General features: G+C 34.1%; 9 protein-coding genes. 7 read left to right on the top strand and 2 right to left on the bottom strand.

Going from position 1 to position 16,005, the window contains the following annotated elements:
* Window positions 1-195: 195 nt before the first annotated feature.
* Together C3V44_RS12175 and C3V44_RS02410 are read right to left on the bottom strand one after the other, a co-directional pair.
* A complete protein-coding gene (locus tag C3V44_RS12175; RefSeq protein WP_106095393.1) occupies window positions 196-3,606 on the bottom strand; it encodes an Eco57I restriction-modification methylase domain-containing protein in 3,411 nt (1,136 codons plus the stop codon).
* A 1-nt stretch (window position 3,607) separates the two neighbouring features.
* Entirely contained in the window at window positions 3,608-6,766 is a 3,159-nt protein-coding gene (locus C3V44_RS02410; protein ID WP_254425452.1) for a helicase-related protein, read from the bottom strand.
* Between the two features lie 752 nt (window positions 6,767-7,518).
* Here C3V44_RS02410 and C3V44_RS02415 point away from each other — a divergent pair.
* The 7 genes from C3V44_RS02415 (at window position 7,519) to C3V44_RS02445 (ending at window position 15,971) form a co-directional block, all read left to right on the top strand.
* Window positions 7,519-8,238 carry an ABC transporter permease subunit gene (locus tag C3V44_RS02415; protein WP_106095395.1) on the top strand — a complete coding sequence of 240 codons (720 nt, stop codon included), beginning with the start codon at window positions 7,519-7,521 and terminating at the stop codon, window positions 8,236-8,238.
* Entirely contained in the window at window positions 8,235-9,923 is a 1,689-nt protein-coding gene (gene gldG, locus C3V44_RS02420) for a gliding motility-associated ABC transporter substrate-binding protein GldG (protein ID WP_106095396.1), read from the top strand. Before C3V44_RS02415 ends, gldG begins: the two co-directional genes overlap by 4 nt.
* Before the next feature lies 1 nt (window position 9,924).
* Window positions 9,925-11,118: a tRNA 2-thiouridine(34) synthase MnmA gene (gene mnmA, locus C3V44_RS02425; RefSeq protein ID WP_106095397.1), complete on the top strand. Its 1,194-nt coding sequence runs from the start codon at window positions 9,925-9,927 to the stop codon at window positions 11,116-11,118.
* A 67-nt stretch (window positions 11,119-11,185) separates the two neighbouring features.
* Window positions 11,186-12,460, top strand: a complete 1,275-nt coding sequence (locus C3V44_RS02430; protein ID WP_106095398.1) for a glycosyltransferase — start codon at window positions 11,186-11,188, stop codon at window positions 12,458-12,460.
* A 357-nt stretch (window positions 12,461-12,817) separates the two neighbouring features.
* Complete coding sequence (locus C3V44_RS02435; protein ID WP_002672015.1) at window positions 12,818-13,129, top strand: hypothetical protein; 312 nt, start codon at window positions 12,818-12,820, stop codon at window positions 13,127-13,129.
* A 132-nt stretch (window positions 13,130-13,261) separates the two neighbouring features.
* Window positions 13,262-14,560, top strand: coding sequence for a TolC family protein (locus tag C3V44_RS02440; RefSeq protein ID WP_106095399.1), 1,299 nt, complete (start codon window positions 13,262-13,264; stop codon window positions 14,558-14,560).
* A 190-nt stretch (window positions 14,561-14,750) separates the two neighbouring features.
* Complete coding sequence (locus C3V44_RS02445) at window positions 14,751-15,971, top strand: alpha/beta hydrolase (protein ID WP_106095400.1); 1,221 nt, start codon at window positions 14,751-14,753, stop codon at window positions 15,969-15,971.
* Window positions 15,972-16,005 lie beyond the last annotated feature (34 nt).

Genomic DNA, 16,005 nt, shown 5'->3' on the forward strand with positions numbered 1-16,005 from the left:
AATTGTTCTTGTGTGGGAATTATAATAGGCAATTGTCTAATATCATTAATTTGTATATTTACAGTAATATTTAAAAATCTCTGTAATAATTAAATAGTATATCTGAGTTAAGAAGAATCACAAAATAAAAATCTGGAATTTTGTCAATAATAGAACTTAAAGACATTGAACCTACATCATTTACAGATTTTAATTTTAATTTGTTTTCAATAATCTTGCTTGTGGATTTAGAACATTAGTCCAACAAAAGCCCTCCTTAAAGTAATACTGAGGATTTCTGACCACAGGCATACCTTCCCCTTTTTTACCTGAGTTGGATTTTAAAAAGCCGACATTTTCTTTGCTCCAAGCTATGGCAAAAGGTGTTTCTAAATACCAGCGATTTCCGTCTTTATCACCCTTATCATAAGGTACATAGAACTTCTTAGTAGGCTCTATACCATTGTCTTTTTCATCTTGGGTAAGAGTTTCTACATCAGCCATTTCGTCATCTTCTATAAGTCGGTAAATATAGCCTTGCCCAAAAATATCTCTACCAAATGTCTCTTTTAGTTCATCAAAAAGTGTGGCTATCCGTTCTTCTGAAAGAGTAGCTAAATAGTCTTTTGCTTCTTCCTCATTAGCAACCTTAACAGATGTTTTATACCGTTTTACTACCTCTAAAAGTTTTTTAGGACGCGATTCTAATATATTTTTAGCCCATTTGGTAGATTTTCTTACTGCTATATATTTACCATTATTAGCAGTAGCCAATCCTTGTCCTCCTTCAGTCAAACAACCTAACAGAGCAATATCACCCGGTTGCAAACTTTGTCTATAAGCCTCTAATTCTTTGCTGTACTTAGTAATGTTCTTACTGGCAGATATTTTATCCCACCACCGCTCATAAAGTTCCTTTACTTTTTTACCATATAAACTATGAATTTTCATATTGTATTCGGTAGGTTTGAATATCACTGAGTTTTGGGTGTCAATAAATACATTTTGGGTTACTTCATAACGCAAAGGCTTTTCCAAGTCCTTACTTCCATCTAAAAACAAAAGCGTATTATTTTCAGGTTTTATTTTAGAAAAAGAGGTAATACAAGTATCCACCATAGCCGACTCAAACGGATTGCCAGTATCAAAAATATATTCTAATCGCTGAGAAAGCAATAAATCTCGTAAGTTTCTTTTAGTTTGTGTAGTCCAAAAGGTTTTAGAAGTAATAAAAGAAAGTACTCCTTTATTACTTAATATTTGATATCCTTTAAAAAAGAAATGATTATACAAGTCATCAGAAAAATTAAATTCATATTCTAATAGAGGTTTATCTTCCTCAGAGATTCCTTTTGTTGAAACATACGGTGGATTTCCAATTACAATATCGAAACCTCCTTTGTCAAAAACTTCTTTAAAGTATAAATGCCAAAGAAAATAAGGACGTTCTATCTTTGTTTGAAAACTTAGTAATTCCCCCTCAATTATATCAAGTTCTGCAAGGCGTTTTTTATTTGCTAAATATTTTTTGTACTCTTTCCCTTTTTCAGATATACTACCTAAATCAATTTTTCCTTTTAAATCTTGTTCAGATTTAAGACCAAATTTTTTAAAGAATTCTTTAGTCAGAGAAGAAACTTTTTCTTTTTCCAAATAAATTTGGGTATGTATTTTTCCCTCAATAATATTATTTATTTCTTTTAGCTTTACTTTTTTATTTTCTGTGGTAGCAAAATACTCATTCATTAATTTCTGAATCTGTTCTTTATTGATTTTGCTAAAAACAGCAAGTTGTTTAGCTGTTTTATAGCTATCTCCAAAGTCAAAACTCATTTGCTCATCCATAAGTACCTCATCGTCCTCACCTATATGGCTCAAATCTACTCCCTGATAGCTTTCTAATAAGCTATTCCCTTGCATAATCTTAAAGTCTAAGTTTGGAAGTGGCTGTGGAAGTTGTTCATCTACTACTAAACTTAACCAAAATCGCAAGCGGGCTATGTCTACTGCACCTGCATCAATATCAACTCCATAGATATTTTGCTCAATGATATGTTTTTTAATCTGAGCATCGGTCTGTTCTGTTGTTATTCCTAATTGTTGCAAGGTAATTTTGATATAGTATATTTCTTGCAAAAGTCCCATAGGGAAGGCTCCAGACCCAATAGCAGGATCACATATTTTTACATTTTCTAAAGAGGTAGTAATAATATTCCCTTTTTCTTTTACATAACTTTTTTCATCTTCATTAAGTGGTTGATGCTCTATTATTTTTGTAATAACATCTTTTGCTTTTTCTGATTGATTATTATCTGGAACTATTTTAGAAAGTAAAGAAATTTTTAGGCTTTCTTTGCACATATAATGTACAATTTCTTTAGGGGTATAGAAAGCCCCTTTATCCTTATTGTCTTCCAAAAGATTTTCAAAGATATGTCCTAACATTTCAGGGTCTACGGCTACGGTATGCTCATTAGGAGCATCTTCATAAACAGTGAAGTTGTAGGACTTAAAAGTATCAAAAAGTTCAGTAAAAATAGAGTAAGGTAAATTTACCTTATCAAAATGCTGGTCTTGTGTTTTATCAAATAGACCACCATTAAGATAAGGAAAACGGAACTCATTTATTTCACTCTCTGACTTTTTATCTGTAAAACATTCAAAAAATAATGGCACTAAATATTTTTCATAAAAATAGGGTTGGTCTTCTCTAGGTGTTTCTTTATACAATTGGTATAAATAATTATAATTACCTTCTCCCCAATTTTTACCCTTAGGTACTGCTAACCAGCCTTTCTTTTGTATAAAGTACAAAAAGACAATACGCCCCATCATCCGTTTTACAAAATCACGGACTGCTTTTTCATTTCCTCTAAAAAGATTTTGAAACTCTCTATTTTTAAATAGCTTAGTTTCACTATCAGGATGTGGCATAGGATAATCTTTATAGTCCTTATAACCATCAAAATTAGGGTGTGGTTGATGTTTTTTATTTTCGATATACTTATTTCCCTTTTTCTCGTAGCGAACTCCTGTAATATGTTGTACAAAATCCTCATAGATATCTTTATATCTATCAAAGAAATCATTATTAAGTGCCTCTACTGCAAAGGCATTTTTAAAATCTTCTAACGAAAGCTCTTTTCCTACTAAAAGTTGAAGTCTATCTGTGGCTGTTTTTATTTTTTCTCCTTCTCCTAACAAGTAGGTGAAACGTTTTTCATTAGTAATTTCCTTAATAATCTTACCTTTCTCATCTACTTCTTTTATGATTTCAGAAATATATGACAATCGCCATTTCTTTTCTTGTACAAAAACTACCAACACGCCATCTACATTATATTTGTAGATATTCTTCATCAATTGGCGAAGACCTACTTTGTTGCGATATAGCAACATATCTTCACTAATATTTACTTGGTAAATACCAATAAGCCTCCCTTCGGTAGTTTCATAACTTCCTAATTCATAAGCTTCTCTCACTTTTTCACTTTTAGGAAGCTCTATTCTTTGAGGTTTTTGCAATATAACTCCTGTACCTGAATTATGAGCAAAAAGCTCTTTCAAGAAGCTAATCCAATCTTCCTGATGATAAGGAGATGAGAGTATTTGTCTTAAATTTTTCATACTATTTAATAAATGTTTCAGTGATTACTATTTCGGGTAATATATCCAATGCTTTTTCCTTATTATTTTTTATACTATCAAAAGATGATACTGCGTATTTATTAGCTAAATTCAGAATAAGTTGTTGTGCATTTCCAAATGTTATTTTTTGTTTATCTAACTGCTGACGTATCTTCTTTACATCAGTAGGTATATTTGTAAAAGTACCTTTGTCAATAAGTTTGATAAGCTGATCGCAAGCTATTTTTAGTTCTTCGTTATTTAAAGTCCCTTTTATATCACGTAAGAATTTTTTAGCTTGCATTGTATTTCCATCTGCTTTATCAGTCGGAGTTACAGTTTCAATATTAGCTTGTATGGTATCATTTTCAAACTTACTTTGTGCCAAATTTACATCTTTATAATGAGATGCTGGCACCTCAAAACCTTTCTCCGAAACAGTAGCTTCAAAGCGTTCGGCTGCTTCTAAAAAGTCAATACTTTCTATTTCTTCTTTTCCATTCACTCTATAAAATTCACTTTTATAAGGTGATTTCATAAAAATGATAGAACCATTTTTTACATCATCAAATGAAGTGTTTTCGTTTTTACGAGCTGTACGAGCTTTGAAAGGAATGTTAGAAATACGTTTAAATTCCTTAGGGTTATTATCCTTAAATTCACGGATAAAGCGTAGATAGTGCAAACGTTTGTCTTCTTCTCCTTCACCTCCTTCTTTGAAAAGTTCAAATTGTTCTACTAATTCTTCTTTAGAGAATACTTGTGCATCTTCTCCAAAAGCAGAATGGAAACCTTGCAGTTTGATATAGGCTTTTTTGTATAATTTTATTTCTTCATCACCTTGTGCTGAAGGGTAAAAAATAAAGTTATACACAATCCCTGCTTCACTTCCTATTCGGTTGATACGTCCAAGTCGTTGCATTAGCTTAGTAGCATTCCAAGGGGTATCATAATTTAACAATACATTGGCACGATGCAAGTTGATACCCTCAGCAAGCACATCGGTAGTAATGAGTATTTGCAAATCATTTTTTCGCTCTTTTGTATAGTTAGCATCAAAGTTAGCTTGAATATCATCAAATATTTTACTTCTATTTTCTGAAGAAACTTTCAATATTTTGTTAGGAGATATTTTAGTTGAAAGTTTTTCTGTTAAATAATCAGCTGTATCATTACTTTCAGTAAAAATAATTAACTGTTGTGAAGGATTCTTTTCTTTATCAAGTAAAGTACTATTTAAAATGCTAAATAACTTATCTATTTTAGGGTCATTCTTTATCTTTTGCCATTTTTCAAAAAGCGTTTTCAGTGAATTTGCATCTTTTTTTAATCCTTCTAAGAGTACAGGATCAAAATCATCTGTCGAAAAAATATTATTTCTTGCATTTTTTGTATTTTTCTGAAGGATTATTTCTTCTATTTCCTCTTCCGAAAAACCTTTTTCATATAAAGTGTTGATATTTAAGTCAGGCGCAATATAAACTCTGTCATTTTCAAACATTTCAATCATCCGCTGGGTTGATTTTAATAAGTTCTCTAATGTTTTCTTAAAAGCTACGAAACTACTTTCCAAACGCTTCACCATTAAAGTTTTCATAATACCCGCTAACGATTGAGATACTAATTCAGCTTTTTCATAGTATTCTTCTTGTATCTCTTTGTTCAAAAAGCGAATAGCCTGATAACGATAATAACCTATTTTATTATCATCTGTTAAGTTAAATATTGTATCATAAAACAATCTACCAAGAGGAATATTAAATTGGTATTCGACAGTTTGTAAAGGTGCAATTTCAGGGAAAATAATACCTTGATCTTTTAAATCATCTAAATATTTAGGATATTTCTTAAGGTCTTTCCGTGTTCTGCGCACTGTAATCTCAGCAATTACTTTTTCACGAATTTGCTTATAGATATTCCTTACTTTTCCCATATCAGGAGTGGTAGTATTCATAATATCTTTGTATTCACGAATTAATGGAGCAAAGAAGTTTTGCAAATTATTTACTTTTTCCAAAGTACTTGTACGAATATCTTGGAATAGTTGTACTTGATAATAAAGATCTTCTGGACGGTTATTAAGAGGTGTTGCTGAAATAAGTATTACTTTTTTCTTATCTCCCTCTATAAGTCCTTCAGCTTTTCGTGGGGTTTTACAAATTCGTTGTAAGTAATCAAAACCTTGCGATCTATGATTGCGATATTTATGTGCTTCATCTACTAAAATTAAATCATATTCATCTATTTCCCAATAGTTATCCAAATCCTTTTCATCTACTATTTTATTAAGACTACCATTGGTAATAAACTTAGTATTCTTATCTAACCTAAAAAGTTTAAAAGTTTGCTTCCAGTTCTTTTCTACTGCTGGAGGAGTAACTACTAATATTTTAGTTTGTGCAAAACCATTAGCTATACAAAAACGTTTGGCTATCATCGAGGCTATAACTGTTTTCCCTAACCCAACTACATCAGCTAAGAAAAAACCATTGTGTTTTTGTAGCATTTCAAATCCTTGGTTTACAGCATCTATTTGATAACTTAACTTTTTGTAGGTTGAGGGTAAGTCGCCCACTGTATTAGGGTCGTAATCTATATTTTTCCCAAAATACTCTATAAGTAGTTTTATAAATATTTCAAAAGGAGTAAACGCTTGCCCAATATAAGTTTTCTTAATTAGTCCGTCTACATCAGCAGGAAGTAATACATCAGAGTCTTCCCATAGTTTATCAAACTCTTTTTTTGCAAATTCTACATCATCAAAATCCTTTAAAGCTATATTCAATTCATAGTTAGGAGCTTTTTTACTACCAATACCTGCCTCAGTAAGGTTAGAAGAGCCCATTACTACCCAACCATCAGTATATTCACTATGTTCTTTTGGTAAAATAATATAGAATTTAGCGTGAATAGATTGACTATTGTGTACCCTTACTTCAATGCGCTTATCTACAATATCTTGAATAAACTGCAAAATACTTTCTTCTACTTCTTTAGAGTATTGAGCTTCTTTTACATCCTCGATAAACCACTTTTCAAACTCTTGTTTAGTTTTGTCCGAATTTTTAAAGTAGAGAATTCCTCTTTTTTGAGCATCAGCTATAAGAGTATCTACATTGATACCAACTAATATCTTAACTTCTTCTACTTCTTTTAGCATTTCGCGCATTTTGAAGTAGCCTGAAGAACGAAAATAAGCTGAAACAGCTTTAAAAGCTGCTGGTTTCATTGCTTTAATAATCCCTTCAAACTTCTTAAATAAGGTATTTCCTCCTGTATTAGTAAAAAACTTTGAACTCATATAATATGATTTTTACATCAATTTATTACATTTTCTGAAATCAGGCGCAAATATACCACAAAAACCCCAAACAGCCTAACAAAATACCGCTTTTTTTGCCAGCACTCTAAGACTGGTTTTTGACTTCTTTGAAAGATTTGCAATAAATCGTTTTTTTTATTGAAAATAATGCAATATCCAAAAAGGGTAGGGGAGGGGGATTCCAAAAATAAAAAATATTACTAATAAAACAATAATTAATTATAACAACCTTTTTTAGAACGTGACAATGACCTATATCTGTTACTGAGAAAACTATAAAATAATAGTTTTGTAGAAAAAGATAACTGCTATAATGTATTTTTTTCAATGTTTTTTCAACTTTTCACTTTTATTATTTTATTAAGTGGAAAAGGAAAGAAAGCAAGGTAAAAGAAAACAAAATAAGCATTACATTTTTCACAATAAGAAACCAATACTCTTGAAAATATGATAATTGTTACTAACTTTTATAGCCCCTATAGTGGTAATATCATATTATTTTTGTATTTTTGCACGCTGAAAAATCATTAAGAATAAAGATTATTGTTAAAGACTTTTTAAATCTCAAACTCTTACTCTTAACTATAAAAATGTACGCACTATTCAAAAAAGAAATCCGTTATTTCTTCACTTCGCCCATTGGTTTTACTATCATTGGGCTCTTTATCGTGCTTAACGGCTTGTTCCTATGGGTCTTTAAAACAGATTACAACATTTTCAATGCTGGTTTCGCCGATTTGTTGCCTTTTTTTAGGCTTTCGTCTTGGTTTTTTGTCTTTTTAGTACCCGCCCTTACGATGAGAAGCATCTCCGAAGAGAAAAAAAGCGGTATGTTAGCCCTTTTGTTCACCAAACCGGTCAGCACCCTGCAAATGGTGCTCGGCAAGTACTTGGGTATTCTCTTCTTACTCTTTGTAATCCTTTTGCCATCAGCCCTGTACGTCTATATGGTATGGGTATTCGGCAACCCCGTAGGCAACTTAGATATAGCAGGCACCGTGGGTTCTTATATTGCCTTGTTTTTGCTGGTAGCCACCTTTGCCTCAGTAGGCTTATGGGCGTCGTCTATAAGTAGTAACCAAATCATTTCCTTTGTGTTAGCGGCCTTTCTGTGCTTCTTTTTCTTCTTTGGTATCGACCAGCTTATTGCCTTTGTAGCCCCCGAAGATTTTGGTGGGGTAGGCTTCCAAACGCATTTCGATGCTATCAGTAGGGGAGTGCTCGACACCCGAAATATCGTGTATTTCCTCTCTGTTATCTCATTCTTCATATATCTCACTACCTTATCACTCAAAGCCTACAAACAATGAAAAAACTCTTTCAAAACTCTATTAGCAAGGTAGTTATAGCCTTAGTGTGCCTCCTTGCAATCAATTATATCGCCAAACAATGGCACACGCGGATAGACCTCACCCAAGACAAACGTTATACGCTCTCTGAGGTGAGCAAGAAAACACTTGCTAAAATACAGAATCCTATTGTGATTGATGTATTACTGAAAGGCAATATCCCTACCGAATTTAAGAAATTACAGACTGAAACAATTCAGTTATTAGATGAGTATGCTGCTGCCAATAACAACATTATCGTCAATTTTGTAAACCCATTAGAAGGGGAGGAGCACCCCGAAAGTGTGATTCAAGAACTGATAAATAATGGCTATCAGCCCTTGCAAATCACTCAAAATGAAGCAGGAAAATCTTCTATTGAGTATATTTTCCCTTGGGCAGTCATTAGTGATGGTAAGAAGAGTGAGCGCGTTCGTCTCTTTGTGAACAAACTCGGCTCTACCGACCAAGAGCAGGTACAGAATTCAGTACAGAAATTGGAATACAATTTTACCGATGCGCTTTATAAGTTTGCCTTAGATAAAAAGAAGAAAATCGCAGTGCTCAGAAGTAATGGTGCATTGAAAGATATCTATATGGCCGACTTCCTTAAAACAGCGCGCGAATACTACTTTATAGCACCTTTCACCCTCGATTCGGTGGCTACCAACCCCGAGAAGACTCTACACGACCTCGAAAAATTCGATTTACTGCTCGTGCCTAAGCCTACTGAGCCTTTCACCGATGCTCAAAAGCAGGTCGTAGACCAGTATATAATGAATGGCGGTCGTGCTCTATGGCTGATTGACAATGTTGCGGTTTCTTTAGAAGATATGTACAAAACAGGCGGAATGACAATGGCAATGCCCGTCAATCTAAACCTTACCGATATGTTTTTCCAATATGGTTTCCGTATCAATTACACTTTGGTAAACGATTTGTACTTTTCTGAAATCATAGTAGCCACAGGCGATGGCTCTCAAACCCGTTATATACCTATTCCTTGGGTATATAATCCGCTGGTGATTTCAGGTAATAATCACCTTATCAACAATCATTTAGATACAGTGAGGTTTCAGTTTGCCAATAGCATCGATACGCTGAAAAACGGAGTGAAGAAAACAGTGCTTCTCGCCAGTTCATCTTTCTCAAAAGCAGATGGCACCCCACGCGAAATCAACTTGCGCTTCGACCCCAATAACCAGAATAAAGAAGCCTACAAACACGGAAATATTCCCTTAGCAGTGCTTTTGGAAGGTGAGTTTAACTCAGTTTATAAAGACCGTATTCGTCCCATAAACCTCAAAGAAAAAGCTGATAGAAGCAAACCTACTAAAATGCTTGTAGTGGCTGATGGTGATATTATCAAAAACGATATAGATAGCAAAAATAATATTCCCTTAGAACTCGGTTTTGATAAATGGACAAGCAAATATTATGACAATAAAGCTTTCTTGCAGAATGCTTTAAATTACCTCTTAGACGATACTGAGTTTTTGAGTTTGCGGAATAAGAAAGTACAATTGGCTTTCTTAGATAAGGAAAAAGTAGCCGAAAGTGCCAGCAGTTGGCAAGTAAAAGTATTTGTGTATCCATTATTGCTTTTGATATTGGTAATGCTATCAGTATTATATTTTTATAGGAAGAAGAACATAAGAAGAGAATAAAATGAAAAGAGTAGTAGTAGGACTTAGTGGGGGAGTAGATAGTAGCGTAGCTGCCTATTTGTTAAAAGAACAAGGGTATGAAGTGATAGGCCTTTTTATGAAGAATTGGCACGATGATTCGGTTACTATTTCAGATGAATGTCCTTGGTTAGAAGATAGTAATGATGCACTTTTAGTAGCCGAAAAGCTCGGTATTCCATTCCAAACAGTGGATATGAGTGAACCCTACAAAGCCCGTATTGTCGATTATATGTTCAATGAATACGAACACGGCAGAACGCCCAATCCCGATGTGTTGTGTAATCGAGAAATCAAGTTTGATGTCTTTATGAAGCTCGCCCTTAGTTTAGGTGCCGATTACGTAGCAACGGGACACTATTGTCGCAAAGAAGAAATAGAGATAAACGGTGAAAAAATCTACCGGTTACTATCGGGGAAAGATGAAAATAAAGATCAATCATATTTCCTATGTCAGCTTTCACAGGACCAACTTAGTAAAGCACTTTTCCCTATCGGGGAATTACAGAAATCAGAAGTAAGAGCCATTGCCAAAGCTCAAGATTTGATAACCGCTGATAAAAAAGATTCTCAGGGACTTTGCTTTGTAGGAAAAGTGCGTTTACCTGAGTTTCTACAACAAAAACTACAACCCCAACAAGGCGATATTATTGAAATCCCCAATGATTGGAAAGGATATACTGACTTTGATATGCTACGCCTTTTTGAAACTTATGAAGACGAATTAAAATATTTGTCACAACGTTTTGTTTATCAACCAGAAGACGGTAAAAAAGTAGGTATCCATCAAGGGGCTCATTATTTTACCAAAGGGCAACGCAAAGGCTTAAATGTAGGAGGAACCAAAGAACCTTTATTTATCATAGAAACTGATATCGAGAAGAATATCATCTATACAGGACAAGGACACACACATCGCGGATTGTTCCGCAGTGCTTTGTTTATCGCAGCCCCTGATGAACATTGGATTCGAGAAGATTTGGCATTAAAAGTATATGAATCGAAAGAGTTTATGGTACGTATACGCTATCGTCAGCCATTACAGAAAGCGGTTTTATATAAAGTCGAAAACGGTTTGTATATTCATTTTTCAGAACCTCAAAGTGCTATTACTGAGGGACAATTTGCTGCCTGGTACAGCGGAGATGAATTAGTGGGTAGCGGTGTTATTTCATAGAAAAAAAACACCTATTGTAAAATGGTTATAATGTATATTATGTCAAATAAAAGATAGGGAAAAAGATATGAGAAAGGTACTTATCATCACTTATTATTGGGCGCCTGCTGGCGGACCTGGTGTACAGCGTTGGTTAAAATTCGTAAAATATTTACGAGATTTTAATATAGAACCTATTGTATATATTCCTGAAAACCCAACTTATCCTATCATCGACAATGAAATAGGAAACGATTTGCCTACTGATATACAAATTATTAAACGTCCTATATGGGAACCTTATGCTTGGGCTTCGTTATTCTCTAAAAAGAAAACCCAAAAAATTAGTTCAGGTATCATTCCGCGTAAAAAAGTTTCTATTTTAGATAAAGTATTACTTTGGATACGTGGTAATTGCTTCATTCCCGATGCTCGTAAATTCTGGATAAAACCTTCTGTAAAGTATCTGAATAAGTTTATAAAAGAAAACCAGATAGAAACTATTATCACCACTTCGCCTCCTCACAGCGTACACCTTATAGGTTATGAGTTAAAGAAACAAATTCCTCACCTCAAATGGATTAGCGATTTCCGCGACCCGTGGACAACTATTGGTTATTACAAAGATTTACGCCTTACTAAATGGGCAGATAAACGTCAGCATTATTGGGAAAAAGAAGTGTTACAACAATCAGACTTGGTGATTACAACAAGTTTCAAGACGCAAAAAGACTTTCGGCAGCTTACCAATACTCCTATTGAGGTAATTACCAATGGTTATGATGAGGAAAAAACAACCACCCCTCCCCTATCCAATAAATTCCTTATTTCGCACATAGGTTCCTTATTATCAGATAGAAACCCCAAAATGCTGTGGAAAATATTAGCCGAATTAATACGCAAAGAACCTCATTTTGCCGAAGATTTCACACTTTGTTTTGCAGGCAAAGTAAGTGAAGAAATCGAAGAAGATATTCACCATAACGGACTTACACCTTATTATATTAATAAAGGTTATATTAACCATCAAGAAGCTATTGGTTTGCAAAAGCAATCGCAAGTATTGTTGCTCATCGAAATAGATTCCGAAGAAACACAAGGTATTATTCCGGGTAAACTGTTTGAATATATGATTTCGGGGCGACCTATTCTCGCCATAGGACCTCATAACTGGGATGTTACACCTATTCTCACTGAAACACAAACAGGTACTTTTGTGGGATATACCGATGCCTCTCAGATGAAAGCCAAAATAGTAGAGTTCTATCATCAATTCCAACATAAAACACTTAAAACTAACCCCAAAAAAGTAGAACAATACAGCCGAAAAGCCCTTACTCAGCGGTTGGCTCAACTGATATAAAAAGTTTTCTTATTAATCACATTTTTTCTATTAATGAAAGATTTTCTGCGATAAATAATCTTTTTCCTTTGTTTATTAAAAAATAATACATATCTTTGCAAAGAAATCTCAGAAGATACGTTTTTTCTGCTTCTTATATAAAAGAAGAGAAAACTATCTGAGGAAAACAATTTTTTATATGGAGAATTAAAAAATATATCTTAATAAAACGATTTTTCATATAGAAAACCAAAAAAACTATCTCGGGAAAATGATTTCCTATGTTGGGAACTGAAAAAACTATCTTAGTAAAACGATTTCCTATCTGGGAAACAAATAAAACAAGTAATTATTTCATAAAATTTAATTGACAATCTTATGGCAAAGAAAACTTATTCAACCAATTTAGTCGAATCGCAAGTGATGATTGACGGATTAAAAGGTCGTAATGACAAATTGCCTTTGGGTGTGAAAGCCGAAGACATTACCAAGCTCGAAGAACTCCGAAAGAAGATGGAAACACTCAACAGCGAACAAGAAAAGCTCAAAGCCGACCTCAAAACTAAGACTCAAGAGCTTAGTAAAACTATTACCGAAATAGAAAGTAAAGTATCTTTCATTAAAAAACTCATAAAAATTGATATTCCTCAAACACAATGGAAAGAATTCGGTATTGAGGACAAACGGTAAAAAGAAATACCTTGTTAGGCAGTGCGTCCCAACAAGGTATTTTTTGTAATGATAAATAGTTAAGAACGAATTACTTTGTATATATAATAATTCGGAAACTATACATAAAATCAACTTATTGAATAGAACAAAATGATGAAAAAGTTATTTATTTTATTTTGTTTACTGCCTTTTTCAGTAGTAGCACAAAAACTGTGGACATTAAGCGACTGTATTCAGTATGCCAAAGAAAATAACCTATCTATTAAACAATCGGAAATAGATTTAAAAGCCACAGATATTGATAAAATGCAAGCCAAAGCAGGTTTCTTGCCCTCGGTGAATGGCAATGCATCTTATAACTTAAATGAGGGAAAAAATATCAATCCTGTAACCAATCAGTTTGAAAATGCTTTCTTTCAATCGGCATCAGGAGGAGTAAGCGTAGACCTTACTCTTTTTGCAGGACTACAAAATTGGCGCAAGTTACATCAGGCGGAACTTAATCGTATAGCTTCTCAATATCAGTTAGATAAAATGAAAGACGATATAGTACTGATGATTATCAATGCCTATGCTGAAGTGTTGAGCAATAAAGAACAAATCAAGAATTTGAAAGCACAGTTAGAAATTTCAAAGGAAAGTTTAACGCGCACCCGTGAACTTATTGGTGCAGGTTCTTTACCCAAAGGAGATATTTATGAAGCCGAAGCACAACTGCTCACACAAGAACAACAAATAATAGCTACCGAAAACGCTCTCTTTATTGCCAAAATGGGTTTGGCACAATTACTTTTGTTAAAAAACTATCGAGATTTTGATATTGCAGATAGTGCTTTTGAGCAACCTTCTGCTGATATTCTCAATAAAACTCCTGAAGAGATTTATGAGCGTGCCAAAGAAGTAATGAGCGATGTAAAATTAGCCGAAGCAAATATGCAAGTAGCTCAAAATAATTTGCGCTTATCACAATCGGCTTATTCACCGCGTCTTTCTGCTCAATGGGGTTATAGTTCACGATGGAGTAAGAAGCAAGCGCAAGATTTTTGGCAACAGCTTGATGCGAATAAAGGTATGTATGCAGGGTTATCGCTTAATATTCCTATTTTTAACGGATTTTCAACTTTAGGAACTGTAAAACGTCAGCGATTAAATTTTTTAAAAAGTCAATTTGCTAAAGAACAAGCAGAACTTACTTCTGAGAAGAACATTTATCAAGCCTATAACGATGCTTCGAATGCTAAAAAGCTATATGAAGCAAGTGAAAAGACGGTACAAGCAAAACAACAGGCGTTTAGTTATGCGCAAGAGCGTCATAATGTAGGTTTAATGAATACTTTTGATTTTAGTCAAGCTAAATATCAGTATGAGAATGCTCAAAACGATTTTGTTAAAGCTAAATATCAATATATTTTTAAGCTAAAAGTATTAGAATATTATTTTAGTCATTAATACAAGGTCGATGTTTTTTGCCCAACTTTGGTACTTCCGGACAAGCCTTATTATAGATTATTTTAGATAAAGTAGAACCTTTAGCTTTGTTGTCTACCCAAATACCTGACAATTGGAAAGGTGTAATCAAAGATGCTCGCAACGTTAAGTACAAAAGTCATAAAAAGTAAAATTACTAATTTATCTATATATGAAAAAATGCATACTATTCAGTGCTATAACCCTATTTGTTGTAGGGCTACAAGCACAAAACAAATTCAAAGTAACGCCTGATGAGGCACGTAATGGTTCGTATACTATTAGTCCTACTTTGCCTAAAGACGGAATGGTAAAAGCAGGCACGGTTCTTACACTCAAAGCAACTCCTGCCACTGGCTATATTTTTGATAGTGGCTATTACTCTTTACCAGAACAGTGGGGAGCTATGTTTTATGAACAATCTACACCTGAGTTCAAAGTGAAAGTAGACAAAGATATGAATGTAGGAGCTTGTTTTATACCTAGAAAAGCGGAAGCTAATCTGAAAGTAGTGCAAGATATTGTTTATGCTAAACCGGGAGTAAAACCGCTGAAATACGATGTATATAGTCCTAAAGGTAAGCAAAACCTACCTTGTATCGTAATTATTCACGGAGGTGGATGGAGCTCCAATACCGAATCGGTGATGAGAGGTTTGGCACGCGAACTAGCAAACAGTGGCAGATATGTGGTTTTCAACATTGATTATCGCTGGATAGACAAACTTGACGGAGATAGTACTCCTACTCAATTGCATCAAATTATAGAAGATGTGTATGGGGCTTTGTTACACATTGCTGAAAACGCTGCTAAATACGGAGGCGATAGCAGTAAATTACTTCTTACGGGCGATAGTGCGGGAGGACATTTATCGGCTTCAGCAGCGAATTTTGTAGAACGCATAGGCGATAGAGGTTTTGGTAAAACGCAAGGTGTTTACGAATTTATGCCTACCTATATGCCTAAAGGGAAAACTGTGGCACAAGTGCGCAATGAGTTGGCTAAAGCTATCAAAGCTGCTGTACCCAGCTATGGGGTATTTCGCCCTGAAATGCTCACCAATCGCTTTAAAAACTATCCTTATTTAAATGAAATTGCACCTATCAACAGTATTCCAGAGGCTTCTAAAAGAACAGTACCCCAATTGTTGTTTAGAGGTTCAGAAGATGGACTTATAAAAGATGAAGAGGTTAAAGCTTACGAACGAGCCCTTTCCAAAGCCGGTCAGAGGGTGGAGTATATACAAGTAGGAGGTGCCAATCACGCTTTCTTCGATTGGAAACCCGATACTAAAACACAAGCAACTTTCAACAAATACGGCAAATACCACGCTCGCGAAATGTTGTTGTTCTTTGATTCAGTATTAGAAGGTCTTAACAAAACAGAAAATTGAAGTTAGAAACAATACAATAGCAAAATGTCCGAGA

This window comes from Capnocytophaga sp. oral taxon 864, from assembly GCF_002998835.1.
GTDB lineage: Bacteria > Bacteroidota > Bacteroidia > Flavobacteriales > Flavobacteriaceae > Capnocytophaga > Capnocytophaga ochracea.

Bases quoted from the DNA above. Each gene is read 5' to 3' on its own strand.
- C3V44_RS02445 (WP_106095400.1), top strand. From the start codon at position 14,751: ATGAAAAAATGCATACTATTCAGTGCTATAACCCTATTTGTTGTAGGG.
- C3V44_RS02415 (WP_106095395.1), top strand. From the start codon at position 7,519: ATGTACGCACTATTCAAAAAAGAAATCCGTTATTTCTTCACTTCGCCC.
- C3V44_RS02410 (WP_254425452.1), bottom strand. From the start codon at position 6,766: ATGCTAAAAGAAGTAGAAGAAGTTAAGATATTAGTTGGTATCAATGTA.
- C3V44_RS02435 (WP_002672015.1), top strand. From the start codon at position 12,818: ATGGCAAAGAAAACTTATTCAACCAATTTAGTCGAATCGCAAGTGATG.
- C3V44_RS02440 (WP_106095399.1), top strand. From the start codon at position 13,262: ATGATGAAAAAGTTATTTATTTTATTTTGTTTACTGCCTTTTTCAGTA.
- C3V44_RS12175 (WP_106095393.1), bottom strand. From the start codon at position 3,606: ATGAAAAATTTAAGACAAATACTCTCATCTCCTTATCATCAGGAAGAT.
- mnmA (WP_106095397.1), top strand. From the start codon at position 9,925: ATGAAAAGAGTAGTAGTAGGACTTAGTGGGGGAGTAGATAGTAGCGTA.
- gldG (WP_106095396.1), top strand. From the start codon at position 8,235: ATGAAAAAACTCTTTCAAAACTCTATTAGCAAGGTAGTTATAGCCTTA.
- C3V44_RS02430 (WP_106095398.1), top strand. From the start codon at position 11,186: ATGAGAAAGGTACTTATCATCACTTATTATTGGGCGCCTGCTGGCGGA.